Origin of the sequence: Klebsiella sp. BIGb0138 (assembly GCF_004342285.1) — a bacterium.
GTDB lineage: Bacteria > Pseudomonadota > Gammaproteobacteria > Enterobacterales > Enterobacteriaceae > Klebsiella.
In genome coordinates this window covers 301,492-324,132 of sequence record NZ_SMCV01000003.1, presented here as the reverse complement: position 1 = coordinate 324,132, position 22,641 = coordinate 301,492, and the positions used below count along the sequence as shown (strand labels likewise).

Annotated in this window: 20 protein-coding genes; 14 read left to right on the top strand and 6 right to left on the bottom strand. The window is 52.6% G+C overall.

The features are described 5' to 3' along the window. Positions 1-104 precede the first annotated feature (104 nt). On the bottom strand, positions 105-269 hold the full coding sequence (locus EDF73_RS27650; RefSeq protein ID WP_243655211.1) for a YnfU family zinc-binding protein: 165 nt from the start codon (positions 267-269) through the stop codon (positions 105-107). A 364-nt stretch (positions 270-633) separates the two neighbouring features. Here EDF73_RS27650 and EDF73_RS09635 point away from each other — a divergent pair, with 364 nt between their 5' ends. Next, positions 634-903, top strand: coding sequence for a hypothetical protein (locus EDF73_RS09635; protein WP_132728626.1), 270 nt, complete (start codon positions 634-636; stop codon positions 901-903). Here EDF73_RS09635 and EDF73_RS09630 read toward each other — a convergent pair. After that, complete coding sequence (locus tag EDF73_RS09630; protein ID WP_132728624.1) at positions 900-1,082, bottom strand: hypothetical protein; 183 nt, start codon at positions 1,080-1,082, stop codon at positions 900-902. The genes EDF73_RS09635 and EDF73_RS09630 overlap by 4 nt on opposite strands. A gap of 508 nt (positions 1,083-1,590) precedes the next feature. On the opposite strand from EDF73_RS09630, the gene EDF73_RS09625 reads away from it, so the two are divergent. Continuing rightward, complete coding sequence (locus EDF73_RS09625; protein WP_132728622.1) at positions 1,591-1,863, top strand: hypothetical protein; 273 nt, start codon at positions 1,591-1,593, stop codon at positions 1,861-1,863. 109 nt (positions 1,864-1,972) lie between these two features. Here the strand turns inward: EDF73_RS09625 and EDF73_RS09620 are convergent, their stop codons facing one another. From EDF73_RS09620 to EDF73_RS27570, 3 genes are all read right to left on the bottom strand, one after another. Next, entirely contained in the window at positions 1,973-2,185 is a 213-nt protein-coding gene (locus EDF73_RS09620; protein WP_132728620.1) for a hypothetical protein, read from the bottom strand. A gap of 152 nt (positions 2,186-2,337) precedes the next feature. After that, positions 2,338-2,565, bottom strand: coding sequence for a hypothetical protein (locus EDF73_RS09615; protein WP_132728618.1), 228 nt, complete (start codon positions 2,563-2,565; stop codon positions 2,338-2,340). A gap of 90 nt (positions 2,566-2,655) precedes the next feature. Next, a complete protein-coding gene (locus EDF73_RS27570) occupies positions 2,656-2,844 on the bottom strand; it encodes a cold-shock protein (RefSeq protein ID WP_132728616.1) in 189 nt (62 codons plus the stop codon). 569 nt (positions 2,845-3,413) lie between these two features. Between EDF73_RS27570 and EDF73_RS09605 the strand changes: the two genes are divergently transcribed. The 9 genes from EDF73_RS09605 (at position 3,414) to EDF73_RS09565 (ending at position 18,086) form a co-directional block, all read left to right on the top strand. Beyond that, positions 3,414-3,647: a hypothetical protein gene (locus EDF73_RS09605; protein WP_132728614.1), complete on the top strand. Its 234-nt coding sequence runs from the start codon at positions 3,414-3,416 to the stop codon at positions 3,645-3,647. A 235-nt stretch (positions 3,648-3,882) separates the two neighbouring features. After that, positions 3,883-4,119, top strand: a complete 237-nt coding sequence (locus EDF73_RS09600) for an acetyltransferase (RefSeq protein WP_132728612.1) — start codon at positions 3,883-3,885, stop codon at positions 4,117-4,119. A gap of 282 nt (positions 4,120-4,401) precedes the next feature. Beyond that, on the top strand, positions 4,402-12,966 hold the full coding sequence (locus EDF73_RS09595; RefSeq protein ID WP_132728610.1) for a glucoamylase family protein: 8,565 nt from the start codon (positions 4,402-4,404) through the stop codon (positions 12,964-12,966). Between the two features lie 299 nt (positions 12,967-13,265). Continuing rightward, the gene (locus EDF73_RS09590) at positions 13,266-14,117 is read left to right on the top strand and encodes a MurR/RpiR family transcriptional regulator (RefSeq protein ID WP_132728608.1); all 852 of its coding nucleotides are present in this window, start codon (positions 13,266-13,268) and stop codon (positions 14,115-14,117) included. Between the two features lie 279 nt (positions 14,118-14,396). Next, positions 14,397-14,828, top strand: a complete 432-nt coding sequence (locus EDF73_RS09585) for a PTS sugar transporter subunit IIA (protein WP_132728606.1) — start codon at positions 14,397-14,399, stop codon at positions 14,826-14,828. Between the two features lie 11 nt (positions 14,829-14,839). Continuing rightward, positions 14,840-15,313, top strand: a complete 474-nt coding sequence (locus EDF73_RS09580; RefSeq protein ID WP_132728604.1) for a PTS sugar transporter subunit IIB — start codon at positions 14,840-14,842, stop codon at positions 15,311-15,313. 41 nt (positions 15,314-15,354) lie between these two features. Next, positions 15,355-16,149 carry a PTS sugar transporter subunit IIC gene (locus EDF73_RS09575; protein WP_132728602.1) on the top strand — a complete coding sequence of 265 codons (795 nt, stop codon included), beginning with the start codon at positions 15,355-15,357 and terminating at the stop codon, positions 16,147-16,149. Beyond that, entirely contained in the window at positions 16,146-17,003 is an 858-nt protein-coding gene (locus tag EDF73_RS09570) for a PTS system mannose/fructose/sorbose family transporter subunit IID (RefSeq protein WP_132728600.1), read from the top strand. The genes EDF73_RS09575 and EDF73_RS09570 overlap by 4 nt, the downstream gene beginning before the upstream one ends. 9 nt (positions 17,004-17,012) lie before the next feature. Further along, positions 17,013-18,086: a tyrosine-protein phosphatase gene (locus EDF73_RS09565; RefSeq protein ID WP_132728598.1), complete on the top strand. Its 1,074-nt coding sequence runs from the start codon at positions 17,013-17,015 to the stop codon at positions 18,084-18,086. Between the two features lie 330 nt (positions 18,087-18,416). On the opposite strand, the gene EDF73_RS09560 is transcribed toward EDF73_RS09565, so the two are convergent. Continuing rightward, on the bottom strand, positions 18,417-19,088 hold the full coding sequence (locus EDF73_RS09560) for a TetR/AcrR family transcriptional regulator (protein WP_132728596.1): 672 nt from the start codon (positions 19,086-19,088) through the stop codon (positions 18,417-18,419). Positions 19,089-19,305: 217 nt separating this feature from the next. Between EDF73_RS09560 and EDF73_RS09555 the strand changes: the two genes are divergently transcribed. From EDF73_RS09555 to EDF73_RS09545, 3 genes are read left to right on the top strand one after another with little or no spacing between them, the layout of a single operon-like run. Then, entirely contained in the window at positions 19,306-19,887 is a 582-nt protein-coding gene (locus EDF73_RS09555) for a class I SAM-dependent methyltransferase (RefSeq protein ID WP_243655210.1), read from the top strand. 5 nt (positions 19,888-19,892) lie between these two features. Then, the gene (locus EDF73_RS09550; RefSeq protein ID WP_132728592.1) at positions 19,893-21,260 is read left to right on the top strand and encodes a hypothetical protein; all 1,368 of its coding nucleotides are present in this window, start codon (positions 19,893-19,895) and stop codon (positions 21,258-21,260) included. Positions 21,261-21,262: 2 nt separating this feature from the next. After that, on the top strand, positions 21,263-22,618 hold the full coding sequence (locus EDF73_RS09545; RefSeq protein WP_132728590.1) for a peptidase: 1,356 nt from the start codon (positions 21,263-21,265) through the stop codon (positions 22,616-22,618). The last annotated feature ends 23 nt before the right edge of the window (positions 22,619-22,641 follow it).

Genomic DNA, 22,641 nt, shown 5'->3' with positions numbered 1-22,641 from the left:
TGCCCGTAGTGCCAGTGCCGCCGGCTGGCGCCGCGGCGAAAAGACGGCAGCACAACATCTTTCAGGATGCCTGCGGGCAGCGTGAAAGATGATGGGAGTCGGCTTTATTTAGAGATGACAAACAATGCCTTACAGCGCGGACACAGCAACGCCGCTCCGCTTTTAATTTTTCTCACCGGCTGCCGCGATTTATGCCCGCATTCCGGACAGGTTACCGTAGCCTCAGAGGTGGAAGTAAAACGCTTCACTGCGTTGTCGAAGAATGACATAAGCTTTACCTGCTTAATGAATGTGGTCTATCATACCATCAACTGATTAAAAAACACACAAACATAGCGCTATTGTTCCGCGGATGGGGTAAGGTGGTACCTCCACCTGCAGAAGAGACGACTCATGTCATATTCCAGTGGACTTAGGCACTTCAAAGAACGCCCCGTTGAGGTTAAATGCCCGGAATGTTCACACGTCACCGAGCAGAAAGCCAGAGATATGCGCAGAGATAACCCATTGCAATGCGCCTATTGTAGCCTGATATTTCTCCCCTCAGATTGTTCTTGTATCGGCGGATAGCGGGCTGGTCAGAAATATAAATAATCAATCCAGATTATTTATTTTGCAGACGAGTAGCGAATCATGAAAAAACACAGTGAAGATATTCTTGATGGGTATGTGATCGAAACGCAGTTTCGCGGTGAGAAGTCACATCCTGTCTGTATTCATCGGGTTAAATTCACCAACGGTAAATTTGCCCTGATTCGCAGCGTCGCGAACGGCTGTTTTATTCCCGGCACAGTGCTCAGAAGAGAAAAGCCGGGCTGGTTGATGAATAATGCCAACATCAATTTACTTCCCTTTGAATACATTAGCGAAATTGAGTCTGAAAGGCGTTTTCAGGAAGATTAACCCGGTTTAGGGTTATTTTTCTCCACCCAGTTTCCGTCACGGTCCTTCACCACTTCGATAAACTCATCCGCGGGTGAAGGCGTTCCGCCTTCATCTTCCCATTCATTTACGGAGTGCTGCCACTCTTCCTGGGTAAGGATTTTTCCGGTAATGGTGCTACGTAAATAAACTGTCATCATTCCCCTCCTGTCAATGTATCGCGTTTCCCCTTCATTATAGGTGAAAACGGATAAACGCTCGTCGCTCAGGTCATCGTTCGCCGACAAAGCGGATATAGCCGTCGATCGCACGATCTTCATCTATAATTAAGTAAGCAGTTGCCTTATCTCTTTTGCCCTCTGCCTCTGGCATCGCGCTCTCTGGAAAGTCGTCGTGGAGTCAAACATCTTCCTTATGGCTATCAGGAGGTATCTCATGTCATTAGTGACCGCGGCCCCTGGCCCGCTTATCAGATAACCATCAGCAGAGCGACAGAAATAGCGGTGGTACAAGCCTATGGCATCAGGCGTTTATAAGCGCCATTTCTGGATGCATTCACTAATAATGATATAATTTCCATATTAAATATTACGGAAAAGATAAAAATAAGATAAATGGTACGAGTCGTAATTTAGCCATAATACGATGAATGAGATATGGTAATGTTCTTTCATATCCGAATGACTACGGACGAAAAAGAGAAAAGAAATGACCGAAAAATCAACAACCCATGCGCAAAATTGTCGTACCGATATCGGGATTGGAAAACAGATTACCGCCAGCGTACAAGGTTATGTCGATGGCCGTCGCTATATGATTGACATTACTGTCCATCCTGTCGAAATTACCTTCGATTTTGGTGAAGAGAAAATAAGAGACGCCTCTTATTTTAGTTCTAAAAATCAGGAGATGGTGTGGGTAGCCGCCAGAAAAGAGCTGACCATCTCCGATGAAAGGGGTTCGTTCACGATTGTGTTTTAATACCCGCAGCGCTGGCTAAGCGATGGCGCCAGACAAAGTTGGCCGTAGTGGCAAATAGCGAGCCGGCGAGCGCTGATTATCCAAAAGCAAAGAGCATCAAGCCTCTCCGTTAATGTTGATAAAACGAGCCGTCGCTATGCCCTGCCCCAATGCGGCCCGCTTCAATGAGAATTTCATCGATAAGATCCTCGAGACACGCCGAACCATGGTTCTCACAAATCATATGAACCTGCTTCAGGATCTCCTCCTGGGACATCTCGCCACGCAAAGCGGACATCAGCATGACCGATGCCCAGCGTCGAACTTCCGGGTGCGTAATCATATGGTTTTACCTCAAATCGGGACACACTCATCTCAATTATAGGCACCGGGCAGGGGTTCATCCGTTAAAACATGCACAGCCTCCCTATCCTCCGCAAGGATAAGGATTTAAAAGCGTTCCCGGCTGGCTGGCGGCCTTTCCTGGCCCGGCAACTACAACAGTTTTACCGCCGCGTTTTGAATATCGGCTGACGTTAAATCGCGATCGGAAGCGACGTGTACCACGCGGTGATCGCCGGTTAAGGAAGGAAACTCAGCGGACATGATCTGCAGATGCGTTTGTTCGCCATTAGGATACTCACGTAATATTGTTGTTACGCCCAGCATTATCGTCACGACGACTGCTGGTGCTGCATTGAAAAAAACAATAACTTTCTTCATGAGTTGACCGCCTGGGTGCAAGAGCAATGATGGCGATGCCACACATTGGATAATGAAAACAAAAAAGCCCCGCTCCGGGGCATTTTTAGGTTATTTCCGACATTCCATCGACGCTGCGCCGCTGGTGATGTAAGGAGCAATATTGTCAAATGTAATCATGGATGTTTTACAAAAGATACATTTTGCGCCAAATGGATTTTTTTCAGACACATCGTAGTTGGATGTTCTGTATTGTGACCCATGACAACATGGGCACCTGAAATGAATGTATTCCGTCATAATGCTAGCCTTTATGTGCGACAACATTCACTACCGCAGGGACAAGAGGTTATACTCTGGTGAAAACGCTTTCTGTGGTTTTCAAGGTCAAGGATAGTGTCGAAATCACCGGGTAGCACAGAAGACAAAGATGCAAATGCGCTCTGCGTTCGTTCTTTTCATGATTAACCTGAGGTTTTTCACCTGCTTAATCATTATTTCCCGGTAGTGATTTCCTTTACAATGTTGTTAGTTTTTTTATTAGCCCTTGGGCATATCAGGTCTGTAGAAAATTTATCACAGAGAAAATACCCAAAAGGAGATATCAGAAGATAAAAGCGATGAGAAAATTCAGAAACTGTTGCAGATAACTTTTAAGACTCAAACCGTTAAAGTCATTAACGCACATTAACGATATATTGGCAAGGCTTATTTTTTCACGTTTTTTTAACCCTGGTGCTGGCAAAAAAATCTATGCATATACTGACTGATACTGACACATTTTCCTGTTATTTAATAACTTAATCATTGCCGCGGGGCCCACGCGTGGCCTGTATTATGCTACACTACCTTTCCCGGAGATTTTTGCTATGAAATCGGAAGACACCCTTGATTGGTACCCTGCGCAGCTCCCGCCCGTTAAGATAATTCTGGGTAATGCCGTGCTTGAAGTCGGAAAGCTCGGTCGCCCTATCAATGCCAGAACGTTACGTGAGTATCTTCAGGTACTGCAACGGACCCAAAAGCGCCGCGATGATAAGATTGCTCTGCAAACGGCGATCGATGTTCTGGCGGATAATCAAAGAGTAAACGGAAAATTATAACCACTCCGGCCGTTGTGCCGGTTTATCCTTCACGCACGGAGGTTATCATCTTCAAATCAATAGCCTTTTTAGTTATTTCATCGAATAAAAATTAAAGAGTATCTTTAGTGGATAAAAAGGCGCATTGTCGTAACTGGTCAGCAACGAACAATAGAGTCTCGTTCCAGGGAAATGTCATTTTATGTCAATGAACACTGGAGATTGTACTCTGGATATTTTCATTGAGGTTGTCAACATGAAAGCGGCGAACACTTTTTTTTGCTTTCCCTCACAGCTACCGACGGTCAGGGCTATTATCGGAGATGCGGTACTGGAGACCATCAGAGCCGGAGTGCCGATCAGCGCCGGTTCGCTATTAAGCTGCCTGAAAAGCCCACAGGCGAAAAAAACCTGGGCAGATAAACACGTGCCGTTACAGTTGGCAATCGATGCTCTGGAAGAGAGCTTGTCGATTGATTTCAAGAAAATATAACATCCACCATTCGCAACGCTAAAGGTCCTCACCATGTTTATTACCTTATTAATTTACCTCGGTATTATCGGCTCCATCGCGGCGCTGGCTCTATTTTCCTTGTCGATACTATGGATTGCTGTTTCAAATAACCCGGACGCAACGGATATATAAATTTCATCTATACTTAATATTCGTGCAGCTGTTAAATCTTAGATATTTTATCCCTTCCTCTTGATATCATGTTTATAAACTGATTTCGCAACTGCTTCAGCGTGTTAACATCACCGGCTGAGCAACCCTATGAATATTCAGATTAAAAAATGGTTTAATCCCGCACATCGTGTTGAGCTGAATCCTGTCGCCCCCCCCTCCATAAATGCCCACACAATCAAGACCGAACTCTTTTCAACGCTGCAAATGGAGAGGTATGGGCAAAAGCTGGCGCGCTCGCATAAGCTATCGCCGGTCAGATTGCCCTACTATCTGCTTAAACGGCTTGATGAAAATGAAGCGGTGATTACCCGGAATTGCTACATGCTCAATAGCGGTAATAAAACCAGCATCATGCCTGCCGGCGAGTGGCTGCTGGATAACTATTATCTGATTGAGGAACAAATTCGCGTCGTTCGTCAGCATCTGCCGAAAAACTTTGGCAAAGGGCTTCCCCCTCTGGCCTCCCCGCATCATTGCCCGCGGATTTATGATATCGCCTCTGAGGCGATCGCCCATGGCGACGGCCGCTGGGACATCGCCAGTATGACCAGCTATATCACCGCCTATCAGCAGGTCACATCGCTGACGCTAGGCGAACTGTGGGCGCTGCCCGGCATGCTGCGTCTGGCGCTGATTGAAAATCTCCGCCGGGTGAGTATGGAGGTGGCGAAAGCGCAGGAAGAACGTAATCTGGCAGACCTCTGGGTGACGCGCATTTTTGACTGTGCGGAAAATACCCCCGCCGATTTAATTATGGTGATCGCCGATATGGCGCGCGCCAGCCCCCCGCTGAGCAGCGCATTTGTCGCCGAACTGGTCCGCCGTCTGCAGGGGCGCGGCAACATGCTGACGCTGCCGCTGACCTGGGTGGAGCAACGCCTTGCCGAACACGGCATTACCACCGACGCGCTTATCCATCGCTTCAACCAGCAGCTCGCCGCCAGCCAGCTCTCGGTGAGCAACAGCATTGCCGGTCTCAGGCTGCTCAGTGAAACAAACTGGGCCGATTTCGCTGAAGCCATGAGCGTGGTGGAGCAAACATTGCGTGAGGATCCCGCAGGCGTCTATCCGCTGATGCACTTCGATACCCGGGACCAGTACCGGCACATTATTGAGACCCTGGCCCGACACAGCCTGTTCAACGAAGCGGAAGTCGCCGACCGCGTGCTGGCGCTGGCGCGGACTGAACCCGCCGCCGCCCCGGGCAACCACATTGGCTATTTTCTGGTCGGCGATGGTCGCCCACGCCTCGATTTGCTGCTATCAACGAAGATGTCGTGGCTTACCCGGCTGCAAAATAATTTAAACGGTATCCCGCTGCTGCTGTGGCTGGGAAGCCTGAGCCTGGTGACTACCGCGCTGGCCGCCTTGATGGTGCATGACGCTCACCAGCAGGGGATGAGCTGGTTTTTGCTACCGGTCGCCATCCTGTGGATCATCGTGTTCAGTCAGCTCGCCAGCGATTTGCTCAGCGATGCGACAACCCGTTTTCGCACGCCGGTGCCGCTGCCGCGCATGGATTTTTCCGCGGGCATCCCGGCCGAATATGCCACCATGGTGGTTATTCCCTGTCTGCTCACCGGCCGGGAAAGCCTCGACAAGCTGCTCACCAGCCTGGAGATTTGCTGGCTGGGTAATCAGAGCGATAACCTCTGTTTTGCCCTGCTGAGCGATTTTCCTGACGCCGCTCACCAAAGCTCGCCGGAAAACGAGGCCCTGCTCGCCTGGGCCGTCTCACAGACGCAAAACCTGAACCGACGCTATCCGGCCAGACGTCCCCTTTTCTATCTGCTGCATCGAACGCCTGAATGGAATCCTCAGCAGCAGGTATGGATGGGCCATGAACGTAAACGCGGTAAACTGGCGCTGCTGAACAGCTGGCTGCGTCAGCCAGAGCTGCAGTTCTCCACCATGACGCAGGCGGAGCCTCATGAACGACCAGATTCCATCCGGTATGTGATTACCCTCGACAGCGATACGGTCCTGCCGCGCGATACGGCGCATAAGATGATTGCCACGATGGCGCATCCGCTCAATCGTCCGCTGTATGACCCCGAACGTCAGCGGGTAGTCAAAGGCTACGGGATCCTTCAGCCCGGCCTTGCCGAGGAGATGCCGCCCGGCGGGCAGGGACGCTACGCCGCCATTTGCAGCGCGGCTGCGGGAAATAACCCCTACGCGATGATGTCTTCCGATATCTATCAGGATCTCTTTGGCGAAGGCTCGTTTGTCGGCAAAGGTATTTACGATATCGATACTTTTACCCTGGTGATGAAAGATACCTGCCCGGAGAACCTGGTGCTCAGCCACGATTTGCTGGAAGGGTGCTACGCCCGCTCGGGGCTGCTAAGCGAAGTGTTATTTTATGAACAATATCCTAATAACTATCTGTCTGACGTCGCGCGGCGCATTCGCTGGATCCGCGGTGACTGGCAGCTTCTCAACTGGCTGAGGCCGCGCGTTCGAAAAGCAGACAACCGCCGGGTTAAAAACCCGCTCTCCGCGCTTTCCCGCTGGAAACTGTTCGATAATCTGCGACGTAGCCTGGTCGCGCCATCGCTGCTGACCCTGCTCTTCTGCGCGCTACTGTGGACCGCGAACCCGCTTTACTGGCTCAGTATGCTGGCGCTGGTGTGGCTACTCCCGACCCTGCTGGCGGTGGCCCACGATCTGCTGTATAAACCGGCGCGACGCGCCATCGGCAAACACCTCTCGCTGGTCGCCGCCGGCGCGCTGAAACGCCTTTCGCGGATCGGCTTGAACTTCATCACCCTGCCCCACGAGGCGGGATATTCGCTGTATGCCATGGCGGTGACCCTATGGCGTCTGGGAGTTAGCCAACGCAACCTTAGCCAGTGGTCCAGCTTCAGCCTGCAGAACGAGCGGTCAAAATGCTCGCCGCTGCGCTTTTACCGGGCAATGTGGTGCAACATCGCCTGCGCGGGCGCCCTGACGGCGCTGGCCTTCCACTTTTCCCCCTGGCTGTCGACGATAGCGATCCCCATCAGCCTGCTCTGGTGCCTGGCCCCGCTGCTGCTCAGCGGCTTAAGCCGCCAGCCAGTGCGCAGAACTTTCTCCGCGGATAAAGAGCAAACCCGGCTGCTGCGTCAGAGCGGCCGTGAGATCTGGGCCTTTTTCGAAACCTTTGCCACGGCAAAAGAGAACTGGCTGCCGCCGGACAACTACCAGGAAATACCGCAGCCGGTGATTGCGCATCGCACCTCGCCGACCAATATTGGCCTCTCCTTGCTGGGCAACCTGACGGCGTGGGATTTTGGCTATATCCCGTCCGGCGAAGTCTTACAGCGGATCACCCTCACGCTCGATACGCTGGATAAGATGGAGCACTACCGGGGGCATTTGTATAACTGGTACGATACCCGTACCCTCGCCCCCCTCTCTCCACGTTACGTTTCCAGCGTCGACAGCGGCAACATGGCCGGGCATTTATTGACGCTGAAGGCGGGATTATCGGCGATGCGTAATCAGCCGGTCCTCAACGGCACGCAGGTGCTGTCCGGGCTGGACGATACGCTGGGAATTCTGGAAAAACGCTGGGGGCCGCGGGCGCCAACCGCGCTGCGGTTGTTGCGTAAACATTGCGCCAGCGCCGCCGCCCTGCCTCCCGCCCGGCTATGGCATGAACTGAAAAATATGCGCAATCAGTGCAACCACCTGCACAGCCTGTGTCGTCATGAGGACGCGCGGGTGCTGCGCTGGATAACGCATTTACAGCATCAGCTGGTCCTGATGTGCCACGAATGGTCGCATCTGCTGGGCTGGCTGCCGGCGGATTACGGCTCTCAGCCGCTGCCTTCGCTCAGCTGGCTGGCGCAGGCCAAACACACGGGGGAAGGCACGCCATCCGCATCCGCCATCGGACAGGCGCGCCTGCGGCTGGATATCATCGGCGAGCTGGAGCAGCGCCTCAGCGAACATGCGCGGATGGATTTTACCTTCCTGTACAGCGAAGTGACCAACCTGCTCAGCGTCGGCTATAACTGCGACAGAGATCAGCTGGATAAGAGCCACTACGACCTGCTGCCTTCCGAAATCCGTCTGACCAGTTTTCTGACCATTGCCACTAACCAGCTGCCGCAGAAAAGCTGGTTCTCACTCGGGCGTCTGTTTACCACCATCGATAACGAAACCGCGCTGATGTCGTGGAGCGGGTCGATGTTTGAATATCTGATGCCAAATCTGGTGATGCCGACCTATCCCGGCAGTCTGCTCGACGAGATGAGCCAGTCAGCGGTGAAACGCCAGATCGCCTGGGGGAAAGAGCTCGGCATCCCGTGGGGCGTTTCGGAGTCCGGTTACTATGCGTTTGATGTGCTAAAAAACTACCAGTATCAGGCCTTCGGTGTTCCGGGGCTCGGTCTACGCCGCGGGCTTGCCGACGATGTGGTCATCGCCCCCTATGCGACCTTCCTTGCGCTGATGGTCGAGCCGCAGAAAGCCTGTGACAACCTCTTCCGGCTTGAAAGCATCGGCGCCAGGGGGGAATACGGCTTTTATGAAGCGCTGGACTATACCCCTTCGCGCCTTGCCAGCGGGCAACGCTGCGCGGTGGTTCATTCGTGGATGGCGCATCATCAGGGCATGACGTTTCAGGCGCTGTCGCACGTGCTGCTGAACGCGCCGATGGTCGAGCGATTTATGTCGAGCACCGCGTTCCGTTCGGCCAGCCTGCTGTTACAAGAACGCGTCCCGGACGCGGTGGAGCTCTACAGTCCTCGACGCCATTTTGAGTCCCATGAAGGGGGGCTGAAACCCGTGCACTATGAACCGCGGATATTTACCAGCGCCGACAGCGTGGTGCCGGAGGTTCAGCTGTTATCCAACAGCCATTATCACCTGATGTTGACCCATACCGGCGGCGGCTACAGCCGCTGGAATGACCTGGCGCTGACGCGCTGGCGCAGCGATGCCACCCGCGATAACTGGGGCGCGTTCTGCTATATCAGCGATCCGCAAACGGGGGAAACCTGGAGCAATACCTGGCAACCGACCGGCACGGATGCCAGCAAATACGAGGTCATTTTTACCGAAGCCGGCGCCGAATTTAAACGTACCGATGGCTCGATCAACGTCAAAACCGAAATCGTGGTCTCACCGGAAGACAATATTGAGCTGCGTCGGGTCACTCTGCTGCACCGCGGCCGCCAGCCGCGCGCCATTGAGCTGACGACTTACGCCGAAGTGGTTCTGGCGCCTGCCGCCGGCGATCTGGCGCATCCGGCATTCAGTAATTTATTTATTCAGAGCGAGCTGTCGCCCGCTCATGAGGCGATCCTTTGCCATCGTCGCCCTCGCGCGCCGGAAGAGCGTTCGCCCTGGCTCTTCCATATGATGGTGGTCCATGGCATCGCGCATAAACCCGCCTCATTTGAGACCGATCGCGCCAGTTTCATCGGGCGTGGCCGAACGCCTGGCAACCCGCAGAGCGCCCGCCAGAGCGGGCCGCTGAGCAATACCGTCGGGGCGGTGCTCGATCCAATCATGGCGATCCGCCAGTCTCTCGTTTTACCGCCCGGCATCCCGGTGGTGATTGATATTGTTTATGGCGTCAGCGAGTCCCGCTCCGCCAGCCTGGCGCTGGCGGAAAAATATCGCGACCGCTCGATTGCCGATCGCGTCTTTGAACTGGTGTGGTCGCACAGCCATATCCTGTTACGACAAATCAATGTCAATGAAGACAATGCCACTCTGTTTAACCGTCTGGCCGGCGCCATACTCTACCCGGGGCCAGAGCTGCGCGCCGATGAGCAGATCATCAGCCGCAACCGCCGGGGTCAGTCCGGCTTATGGGGATGGGCTATTTCTGGCGACCTGCCCATCGTGCTGTTGAATGTGACCAGCGACGACAGTCTCGACTCGGTGACCACGCTGATTCTGGCGCATCATTACTGGCGGCTGAAAGGCCTGGCCGTTGATTTAGTGATTCTCAACGACAGCCAGAACGGCTATCGACAGGTGCTGCAGAATCAGATTATGGATCTGATTCACGCCGGTTCCGAAGCCAGCCTGATGGACAAACCGGGCGGTATTTTTGTGCGTAATGGCGAGCACCTCTCGGCGGAAGACCGGATATTGCTGATGAGCGTGGCGCAAATTTATCTGGACGATCGGGCGGGCGGGCTACAAGAGCAGCTTAATCATCGCATTCAGCTGGCCGCCACCTCGCAACAGCAGCTGGTCCCCCAGCTTAAGAGCGAGAAAAACCAGCATATTCCCTGGACTCCCGATACCGGGCAGCTCTCCTGTTTTAACGGGCTGGGCGGCTTTTCTCAGGACGGGCGCGAATATCAGATTGTGCTCAGAGAAAACCAGCCCACTCCGGCGCCGTGGGCGAACATCCTCGCGAACAAGGATTTCGGCAGCGTCATTTCAGAAGCCGGCCAGTCCTATAGCTGGTATGAAAACGCCCACGAATATCGCCTGACACCGTGGGAAAACGATCCGGTCAGCGACCGCAGCGGGGAGTCCTTCTACCTGCGCGATGAAGAAAGCGGCGTCGTCTGGTCGCCCACCACGCTGCCGGTTCGCGGCCAGGGGGATTATCTGACCCGCCACGGTTTCGGTTACAGCGTCTTTTCGCACCGTCAAGACGGGATTGACAGCGAACTGACCGTTCTGGTGGCCGAACACGCGCCGGTCAAACTGGCCCTCCTGACGCTCAGCAATAATTCTGGCCGCACGCGAAAACTCTCGGTGACCGGCTATGTCGAGTGGACGCTTGGCGAGTCGCGCACGCGTTCCGCCCTGCATATCATTACCCACCCCGCAGGCGTAACGGGAGGATGCGGGATTCTGGCCAACAACTTTTATAACAGCAGCGGTTGCGAACGTACCGCGTTCTTTGCCGTCAGCGGCGTACACTGTTCTGTGACCGGCGATCGCCGGGAGTTTCTTGGTCGTAATGGCTCTCCCGCTCAACCGCTGGCTTTAGAGCAGCACCGGCTCTCGGATAAAACCGGCGCCGGCGTCGATCCCTGCGGGGCGGTACAGTCGGCCACCACCCTGATCGATGGCGATCAGCGCACCTTTATTTTTGTCCTTGGCGTGGCGGAGGATCAACAGCAGGCCAATACGACGATCGCCCGCTATTTAAATGAGGAGGCGGTCCGCGAGGAGCTGAGCAACGTTCACCGCTACTGGCACGATAAGCTGGATAACGTGGTGGTCAATACCCCGGATATCACCGTGAATCTGCTGGTAAACGGCTGGCTGATGTACCAGACCCTCTCCTGCCGCATCATGGCGCGCAGCGGTTATTATCAGTCCGGCGGCGCGTTTGGTTTCCGCGATCAGCTCCAGGATACGATGGCGCTGAGCCACAACGCGCCGGAACGGCTGCGTGAGCAGATTTTGCTCTGCGCCTCGCGCCAGTTTATTGAAGGCGACGTCCAGCACTGGTGGCATCCACCTGCCGGCAACGGCGTGCGCACGCGCTGCTCGGACGACTATCTCTGGTTACCGCTGGCGGTGTGCCATTATGTCGAAACCACAGGCGATATCAGCATTCTCGAACATCGCGTTGCCTACCTCGAAGGGCAGCCGCTGCCGCCGGGTGAAGAGTCGCTCTATGAAACCCCGGCCGTCAGCGCCACCCAGGAAAGCTTATGGCAACATTGCGTAAAAGCCATTCGCCATGGCCTGCGGTTTGGCCAGCATGGGCTGCCGCTGATGGGGGCGGGCGACTGGAATGACGGCATGAATCTGGTGGGGCTTGAGGGCAAAGGCGAAAGCGTCTGGCTGGGATTTTTCCTGTATGACATTTTACAGCGCGTTGCCGACCTCGCTGAACACCACCAGGATCGCGATATAGCGACACTTTGCCGCACCGAGGCGACGCGTTTACAGCAAAGCCTCGAAGCGTCGGCCTGGGATGGGCAATGGTATCGCCGGGGATATTTTGATAACGGCGACCCGCTGGGCTCCGCCAGCGCGCAGGAGTGCCAGATCGACGCCATTGCCCAGAGTTGGTCGGTACTCTCCGCTGCCGCCTCTCCGACACGTCGCGCTCAGGCGATGCAGGCGCTGGATAAGCAACTGGTGGATAGCGAAACGGGGCTGATAAAACTGCTCACGCCGCCCTTCGACGGGCGCGGCCCGAACCCGGGCTACATCCAGGGCTACCTGCCCGGCGTGCGGGAAAACGGCGGGCAGTATACCCATGGCGCGATCTGGGCCATTATGGCTTTTGCGCGTATGGGAGATACCGAACGAGCCTGGCAGCTGTGGTCAACGATCAATCCGCTGAACCATAGCCTGGACGCCGAGGCCGTCGCGCGCTACAAAGTAGAGCCTTACGTGATGAGCGCCGATGTCTACAGCGTAGCCCCGCATGGCGGCCGTGGCGGCTGGAGCTGGTACACCGGCTCTGCAGGCTGGGCCTATCGTTTACTGACGGAAGAGCTGCTGGGGATAACACGCCACGGCACGACACTGCGAATCCACGCCCGGCTTCCCGACAAGTGGCCGGCGATTAGCCTGACCTATCAGCATGGCGACACTCAGTACCACATTACCGTCACCCGTGGAAATGAAGCGTATCGTCTTACGCTGGATGGCGTGGTGCTGCCGGATGACAACATCCCGCTGCTGTCGGACGGGCAAAGCCACACGGTCGATATTATTCAGAAGTAGACCGGGATCTCCCGCGTATTAACGATTAGCGTTAATACGCGGATAGGAGCTGCGGACGTTAAGGATGATATCGCGGACTGAGTTTAATCACATCTGGCCCGACGGTTATTTATAGCCGATAATCTCTGAATGTAAATCACCGCCCCTTTAATTTAAAAAAACCTCAACAACGGCGAAATATCTTATTTAATTATCCGGCTACCACATGAAATTAAGCAATATTGTTTATAACTTGATGTTTTCTTTATTAAATTGTATGATTATCGCAACAATATTCTTAATATGATGAAGGCTGTTAAATGTTCGACGTAAAAATCCGTGAAGTTAGTCACGAACTATCTGCCAAAGAACGGAATGTTGCCAATTACATCATTGAAAACAAACAGTCATTAAAAAGCATGAGTATTCAGATGCTTGCCAAGGTGAACGCGGTAAGTACCACCACCATTCTGCGCTTATGCCACAAGCTCGGTTATCAGGGGTTCAGCGATCTTAAAATTGATTTAATGACCTCATCCAGCACCACAAGCAATAATAAATTCCTTCAGGAAGATATTAGTCTCGATGATTCAGTTGAAGCGGTGAATGCTAAAATTCTGCAGATCGAGAAATCATCCATTGATGAAACGCATGCTATTACCAACGCCAACACGCTCCATGAAGCCAATGTTCTGATCCGCAAGAGCCATAAAATCGTTATTTATGGCGCAGGCAGTAGTGGTCTTGTCGGTAAAGAGCTGGAATATCAGCTGATTAAAATTAAAAAAGATGTAAGCTGCCATCTGGACTATAGCATCCAGTTTAGTATTGTTAATACCTTAGATGAAAATGATTTGCTGATTATTATCTCGCATTCTGGTGAGAACCAGGAGGGCGTCATGCTACTCACTCTGGCGCAGCAGCTCGGGGTGCCTTCCATTGCCATCACGAAAATGGGACAAAGCCGTATTTCCGCTTTGGCTGACCTCGTCTTGCATACGGTTTCAACGGAAAGCGTCTCACGCCTGATTCCGATTCGCTCCAAAATGTCGCAACTGGCGGTGATTAACATGCTGGTGACGAATCTGTTCGTCCAGCAATATGACGAGCGCTTACTCAAACAGATCCAGATGCGCGCCGAGCGTTTTTATCGTCAAAACCATAAACCCTGAAGCCCATTGCTACGGGGACCGCGCCCGTGTAAGGATCGCATCCCCCGCCACGCCAGCCTGGCGCACTCTGCCGCCGCGTCCTGTATTCGCCTTTATTCTAAAATCCCCGGTTAGCAAACGTCCCCTCTGTTGAGACCGCAAGCCGCCTCAGCGATAAAGAGCGATCGTTATCACATATCAGTCAAAATATCGTTTCATAGTGTTTCTTTCACCTGAGAGTAATAGTATTACTATCATTAAATACAATGTTAGTAACAATGTCACAGAGAAAGGAAAACTATGCCCGCAGAACTTCCCGTCATCTTAATCAGCCACGGTCCCTTTGCTCAGGGAGCCCTCACCTGTGCAGAGATGCTCATGGGTAAACAAAGCAATGTTGCCGTTATTTCCATCCAGGAAGATAGCAATATAAACGATGTGCGTGCGCAGTTGGCTGCGACCTACCATACGCTGAATAAAGAACACGGTGTTCTCATTCTTGTCGATATGCTGGGTGGCTCGCCCTGTAATTTAGCCAGTGAACTGGTGTTAACCTATGATGATATTGTTTTATTCTGCGGGTTTAACATTCCCACGCTACTCGAAGTCTTTAACAACCGCGATCTGCCTTTATCTGCGGTTAGCAAACTGATTGAAGAGGTATTTCCGGAAAGTTGTTTTAACGTCGGGAATATTTTAAACGAACAGCCTGAGCAATCAACCGAACTTTAAGGGGGAATACCATGCCAGTAAATGTTGCAAGAATAGACGATCGCCTTATCCACGGTCAGGTAATGACGACATGGGTAAAAAATCATGATATTGAGCAGGTGCTAATCATTAACGATAAAGTGGCAAACGATAAAGTCCAGCAATCCGTACTGACCATGTCGGCGCCGCCGGAGTTGAAAGTCCTCATTTTTGGGGTACAAAAATTCATTGATGTGCTGAAGAAAACGGAAATAAAGAAACGCACCATGCTGTTATTCACCAACAGTGTTGATGTGAATATGCTGGTGGAAAATGGTTTAACTATTACCACCTTGAATGTCGGGGGCATGCGAATGCAGGAAGGCCGAAAAAGTCTGACCCGCGCGGTTGCCGTGACGCCGGAAGAAGAAGAAGCATTTAAGTCGCTGATCGCCAAAGATATTGCTGTAGAAATACAAATGGTGCCTAAAGACCCCGTCGTTGAGCTGCGTACCCTGCTTAAATAAGTGCATAAGACATTTATTTTATAATAAATGAGGAATATTAAATGTTAATTGAAGCACTTTTAGTCGCAATCTGGGCGGGTATTTGCTCAATGGATGATGTGGGTCCACAAATGCTTCGCCGACCTCTGTTAACCGGCACGGTTGCCGGTATTATCATGGGTGATATGGTCCAGGGACTCGCCATCAGCGCCACGTTGGAGCTGATGTGGATGGGGATCGGCAATGTTGGCGCCTATTCCGCCCCTGACATTATTGCCGGCTCCATCATCGGCGTAGCTTTGGGTATCGCATCCAAAGGGGGGATCGCCGCAGGGATTGCGCTTGCTGTCCCGGTCTCTATTTTATGTCAGCAGCTACTCATCATATGGCGTTCTTTCGCCAGCTTCCTGAACGTCTGGGCGGATAAATCTATCCATAACGGCGACTACAAGGGGCTGATTAAAGTACATTACTTTTCCACACCGCTGTGGTTTTTCATTCGTGCCGTACCCTGTTTTCTGGCGATCTACTTCGGCGGCGATCTGGTGAGTAAAATTTTGGCGGCAATACCCGAAAATATCTTAACCGGTATGGGCGTCGCCTCGAAAATGATCCCGGCCGTCGGCGTATGTATTCTGCTATTGATGTTATTAAAAGGCCGGATGTGGTTTTTCTTCTTGCTCGGATTCATTCTGACTACTTATTTAAAACTGCCGATTATCCCGATTACCTTTATCGCCCTGGCGTTTGCCGTTTTGTATGATATGGCTTACACCAATGGGATTAACAATACTAAAAACACGCCTCCGGACGAAAAAAATCCCGTCGCCACATCTGAAGAGGAGTACGATCTATGAACACAGCAAAGACCGCTACAGAGGTGAGTGAAGAACCGGCTTCTCTCGAGAGAAAACTCAATAAAAAAGATCTAAATCGTATTTTTTGGAATCTTCAGACAATGTCATTTTCATATAACTATGAAAAGCTGCAAACTATCGGCTTTGCGCATTGTATGATTCCCGTTCTTGATAAATTGTATGAACAAGCCGATAAAGAGACACGAATCAGAGCGATGCAGCGCCATTTCGAGTTTTTTAACTCGCAAATAAACACCGGGGCGCTGATTTTAGGCGTAACAGCCGCACTGGAAGAAAAAACAACTGAAGAAGAAAAAGATGCCGTTGTTTCTGTTAAAGCCGGACTGATGGGACCGCTGGCAGGTTTAGGCGACAGCCTGCTAAAATTCACCTGGCTACCCATTTGCGGCAGCATCGGTGCGGCTTTTGCTCTGCAGGGCAACCTCATTGGCCCCATCCTGATGTTCCTTTTATTTAACATCGTCAATATTGGCACCAAATATTTCTTTATTCACTATGGCTATAATAAAGGTGTCGATTTAATCGAGCAGTCAAAAAATTCAAACATCATTCAGCGCATCACTAACATCGCCAATGTCGTTGGGGTTATGGTACTGGGTTCACTCATCGCCACGACGGTTAAAATATCGACGCCGTTGGTTATTGCGGTGGGCGAACAGTCCATCAAAGTTCAGGAGATGTTTGATAAAGTCACCCCTAACTTATTAACCCTGCTTTTTTCTTTGGGCGTGTTCTTCCTCGTCAAAAGGCTTCGTGGGAAATATACCGTGTCACTCATTATCGCCATGATGGTACTGGGCGTTATTTGTTCGACTTTCGGTATTTTAGCATAAGGATTAAAAATGAGTTTATGTCAGCTCCCGTCAGTATTAAGAAAAAATAACCATCATCTCACACTGTCTTTTACCGCAGCGACGGATAACGCGGTGCTTTACTGGACCACCGAGAATGATGTCAAAACAAAAGACCGCCATCTTATTACTCGGCATGCCGTTAGCCCCTATGAGCTTGAGGATCCTTTGCAGGCCGAACAACGGGTCTATTTTATTCTGGAGCACAGCGGCCAATCCGTCCTGTTCGCCGAGCGCACGTTGCCGGTTTCCGGGTTAAACAACTTCAGGGATTGTGGTGGCTACCCCGCAGCCGGTGGGAAAACCGTTAAATGGGGCATGTTATTTCGCTCCAACCATTTATACAACCTCGATCGCCAGGCTTTGGCCTACATCAAACGCCTGAACATTCGCTCGATTATCGATTACCGAAGCGAAAATGAAATCGCTAAAAGCCCGAACTGCCATATCGGTGAAGATCGAACATATCATTTGAATGCCACTGCACAAACGGCAGAACTGGCCGCACAGTTTTCTGCGGAACCCAGCAATGAGGATCGCGCATTAATTGAAAGCGTGATGCGCGACATCCCCGCCGAATTAATCAACGGCCGAGGTGAGCAGGTTTTAGAGCAATATCGTCACTTTGTGACCAGCGAAACGTCTAAGCAGGCATTTAAGGAAATGATTAATGTCCTGCTCGATCCGGACAACGCGCCAAATATCCAGCATTGCCGTGGCGGAAAAGACCGCACGGGTTATGGTGTTCTTCTGGTGCTCGCAATGCTCGGCGTTTCCGAAGCAGATATCATTGCCGATTACATGCTCACTCAGGCCAACCGCATGGAACGTAATCTTATAAAAATGGCAGCTTACCGCAAAATAACGGATGACGAGGCTGTCCTTGATTATCTTCACACGTTAATCGACACCCGTGAATCATTTATTATCGAAGTATTTAACACGATCAAAGCCCATTCCGGTAGCGTAGCTAACTATATCCACAACGAGCTGGGTTTTTCACCGCAGGATTTTTCACAGCTGCAACAGAATTATTTAACCGATAGTCCTTACTATATCGAATAACACAATCTGAAAGAAAATTAACCAGTAAAAAGGATCCGCTCTTTTTTCAGGACACGCTGCCAAAATAGATCATCAGGAACGGAGCACCATAGTCAGATACATCTGCCGCGGGAAGCTTCGTGCGCCTGTTAACATCGCTAAGATAAACGCTTCACCGACAATCCCGTTCAACCCGGGAAAGAAGATCCTTCAGACCAGTCGCCAACACAGCTCTGCCGTGGAGAGCCCCCCATGGCAGCGTTTCCTGTATTGAGCCTCAGACAGAAACGAATTTCTGCTGGCATATCTGAAAATCACAGCACCAGAACATCAGCGGCTTTTTAAAAGCGGCTAACGTGACTGCAACCCGCGGAGCACTATTCTGATTCTCTCTTTTATACTTTCCAGCTGTCGTCGACGCCCTTCAGCCAGGCATTTTTGCTGACCGTTCTCGTCCGTATCCACAATCCAGCGCCGTGGAATAAGCGCACCGAAAACAATATCCATCAACATCCCGGCGCAGGCCCCTACGTCGTCAATAACGATCCTTCCCTTTTCGTTTTCTTTATCCAGCCATTCCATCAGCATTTCACGCGATCGAATGGTTTTACTTTCGTACAAATAGTCAGATAGCTCAGGGAAAAGCACCGACTCCCGGGTCATCAGCTTAAGAATCGCCTCTCTCTCGGCGGCTTCCTCTTCGGTGATATCGAGGCGAAAGATAAGAAACAGGGTTTCTTCTAAAGACAGGACTTCGTCGTCCGGTCTTGGCAGGTCGAGAAAAAGGGGGCGATATTTTTTTATCACCGCGGCAAATAAATCCATCTTATTGTCGAATACTTCATAGAGCGTTCTTTTCGACACTTTTGCACGGCGGGCCACTTCCGCTGTTGACGTCTGCGCAAAACCCAGTTCAATGAATGCGCGGTAAGCCCCTTCGACGATCGCCTTTCTGCGCTCGTCAGACCCTGCGGCACGCGGGCGCCCACGACGGACAGACGAGGAATTTGCATTGTTATTCATGTGACATTCCTGCTTCGAAACCTTCTTCTCACATTACGGTACTTGACCAGTACCAAAATGTGTATCAACATAGCCACCAATTGTCACAGACAATCATACCCTCCGCAATGTAATGGATTATTCCGCCATAATCTGACCGAGGATTACCATGACCAGCCAACCGCAATCCACCTCTTCACCTGTTCGCGACCCCAGGATTCTGCAGGTGTTAAAGCGCATGAACAGTGAGCGAAAACGTCCGGCGCCGGAACTGTTCGCCGGGTCCCCGGCACACGATCCTGAGCAGTTTGCCGATTATGGTTTTTCGATCCATCCCGAACAGGGAGATCTTATCTATTTACTCTGCCGGGCAATGAAAGCGACCCGGGTGGTTGATTTTGCCACGTCGGTCGGCATGTCAGCGATCTACTTTGCCGCGGCAATGCGCGATAACGGCGGCGGAAAAGTCATCGGCTCGGAGCTGGTCGCCGCGAAGGCAGAGACAGCCCGCCGTAATCTGGCGGAGGCTGAACTCGACGCTTTTGTCGATATTCGTCTGGGGGATGCGAGAGAGACGTTGAAAGATCTCGGCGGCCCCGTCGATTTCGTTCTGATTGACGGCTGGCCGCTGGCTGAAGGTCCAACGCTCGCCCGGCAGGTTATCGAGGTCGTCGCGCCGCAACTACGGGTGGGAGGTTATGTCATGAATGATAATGCCGAACCCGATTTTCTTGCTTACATCCGCGACCCGGAAAATGGATTCATCTCCCTCACCTTACCCATCAAACGGGGTACCGAGCTGGCGTTGAAAATAAGGTAACCGGCATGCTGAACCGACGTTCATTTTTGACGGCGACACTTGGCGCCACGATGGCGGCTGGCCTGGCGCCGCTCGCTTTTGGCGGCCCCAAAGCGGCTTTCTCATTTCGTGCCGGAGCCGGCAAAGCTGAGATTACGTTCAGCGCTATGGCCTGGCCGGTTGATGGTTTTTCCAGCCAGCACGATCCGCTGGCGATTCGCGTTCTGCTGCTGGAGTTCTCAGGGATCAGGTACGCGATTGTGGTGGTTGAACTCACGTCGCTGTCCGAAGAGATCATCGGCGACATGAAAACGATGATTGCGCAAACCGCCGGTGTGGCGGCCGATAATACGCTAATCTGCGCCAGCCACACCTTCTCGGCGCCGCATGTCTTTCCCACAGCTCATCTGCCGCCGGATACCGACAAAGCGCAAAATCAGGCGCTACACCATCACCTGAACGCCGCCCTCGCAAACGCGCTCTCCCGGGCGCTCAGAAACCTGCAGCCCGCGCGCATCGGCTATCGCTCAGGAGTGAGTCGGGTAAATATTAATCGGGATCGGCAAAGTGAACATGGCTGGTGGCTGGGCGCGGACGATAATGGCTTCGCCGACCCCTTCCTCGGGACGATCCGCATTGATACCCGGCAAGGTAAGCCACTTGCCGCGCTGTTTAATTATGCCGTCCAGTCATCCGTGACGGAAAATAGCCAGAGCGCGGCAGGCGGCAAGGCGATTTCTGCCGATCTCGCCGGAGCAACGTCACGGTTCGTTGAGGAACAGATGGGCGACGGGATGGTTGCGCTTTTTCTGGTCGGCGCCGCCGGCGATCAGGCACCGCTGTTTCAGGCGATGCAAACGGTCGTCAATACAGACGGTTCGGTCTCCCTACAGAGCAATAATATCGATCCCTACGCGTTACTCAACCTACTGGCCGAACGTCTTGGGTACGACGTCGTGCAGCTTCTCAACCGTACTGCCACGGCGAAACCTCACCAATGGCACCTGACTCGCCAGACGGTGACAGTTCCGGCCGTCGTCTTCTCACCGCAAAATGCCGCCAGAATGCCGGTCAAAATCTTCCGTTTCCAGCCTGACGGCGCTATCGACGTCCCGATAACGATAATGCGGCTCGGCGATATCGTCTGGATCGGCCTGCAGCCTGAACTCTCAGCGATCACCGGCGCGATCATTCGCCAACGCTCTCCGTTCCCCGCGACCATCATCTCAACGATGGTTGAAGGATCGGTAAAATATATGCCGGATGCGCGGAGCTACGACAGACTAACCTATGAAGCGAGAAGTTCGCCTTTTGCCCAAGGGGCAGCAGAAAAAGTGACCGATGAAATTTTACAGACGCTAAGGCAACTTCGCGCGCAAGGAAAAGGAGAATAATCATGGCGACACGCCGGGAATTTCTGTTTATCGCTGCTGGTATGAGTATCGGCCTTACGCTCGGTCTGCCGGTTTTCGCCCGCTCAGGCCCCCGACTGATGAAGAGCATGGCGATCGCCCGTGTCTACGGGGACGGCATTCGCCTGGTGGGCATTGAGTTGCACTATAGCCAGCCGATAGCCGGAGGTAGCCTGAGCCCTGCCGATTTCAGCGTGACGGATCGGACCGTCATCTCCGTTTTCACCAGCCGCTCCGCCGACCCGGAAGAGCGTTCATCTGCAGGGGATTACGTGATAATCATGCTATCTCCTGATGACAAGAACGCACCGCTCGCCGAGAAGATAACCACCGGAAAAACGCCTGGAGATGCCGCGCTGGCAGGAAAGCCTCCGCAGGGCGGCCCCGGTAAAGCTGGCGATATTCCGGTGTATGACACCCGCCACCGCAATGCTGAAGCGACGTTTATCCAACGCGGCGAGCTGCTGACCACATCGGGAACGCCCCTGCCTGCCGAAAAGGCACAATTAACTACCCAGGGCGCAAAAAATCTTATTGTTGATGAGTTTAAACAATTTGAATTTCACGATCCTCAGACCGGGCGCGTACTGAAATATAATTTATTTATCCCTGAGGCCGCACGCAAAGCGTCAAAACAGAAGTGGCCGCTGGTCCTGTTCATGCACGATGCCGGCGCTACCAGCGATGTTGTCCGCACCACCCTTTATCAGGGTCTCGGCGCCATTTGCTGGGCCTCGCCTGAAGACCAACAACAACGCCCCTGCTTCGTCCTTGCCCCGCAGTTTGAGGAAATTATTGCTGATGATGACTCACATACTTCAGCCATGCTGGAAGTAACCATCAATCTCATTAATCACCTTTGCCGCACCAATCCGGTCGATCGCTCACGTCTCTATACCACGGGGCAATCCGGCGGCTGCATGATGTCCATCGCTATGGATATCAAATATCCCGATTTTTTTGCCGCTTCGCTGCTTGTCGCCGGGCAGTGGTCTCCCGACCTGGTGAAACCCCTCGCCCGGCAGAAATTGTGGATCATTGTCTCCCAGGATGATGATAAAGCCTGGCCCGGGCAGAACGCCATTATCGGGGTTCTCGAGAAGGAAGGCGCAAAGGTGGCCCGGGCCGTCTGGGAGGGGAACTGGGATAAGCAACAATTCAGCGATGCATTCCGCAAGCTGGACGCCGAGCACGCGCCTGTAAATTACGTCACCTTTAGCAAAGGCAGCGTTCTCCCCCCGGGAGATAGCAGACAAGGGGCTTCCGGGCACCGAAATACCTGGCGTATCGCGTATTCCATCGAGCCGGTGCGGGAGTGGATATTCCGACAGCATAAATAATGAGACAAGCGATATGGCCCCTT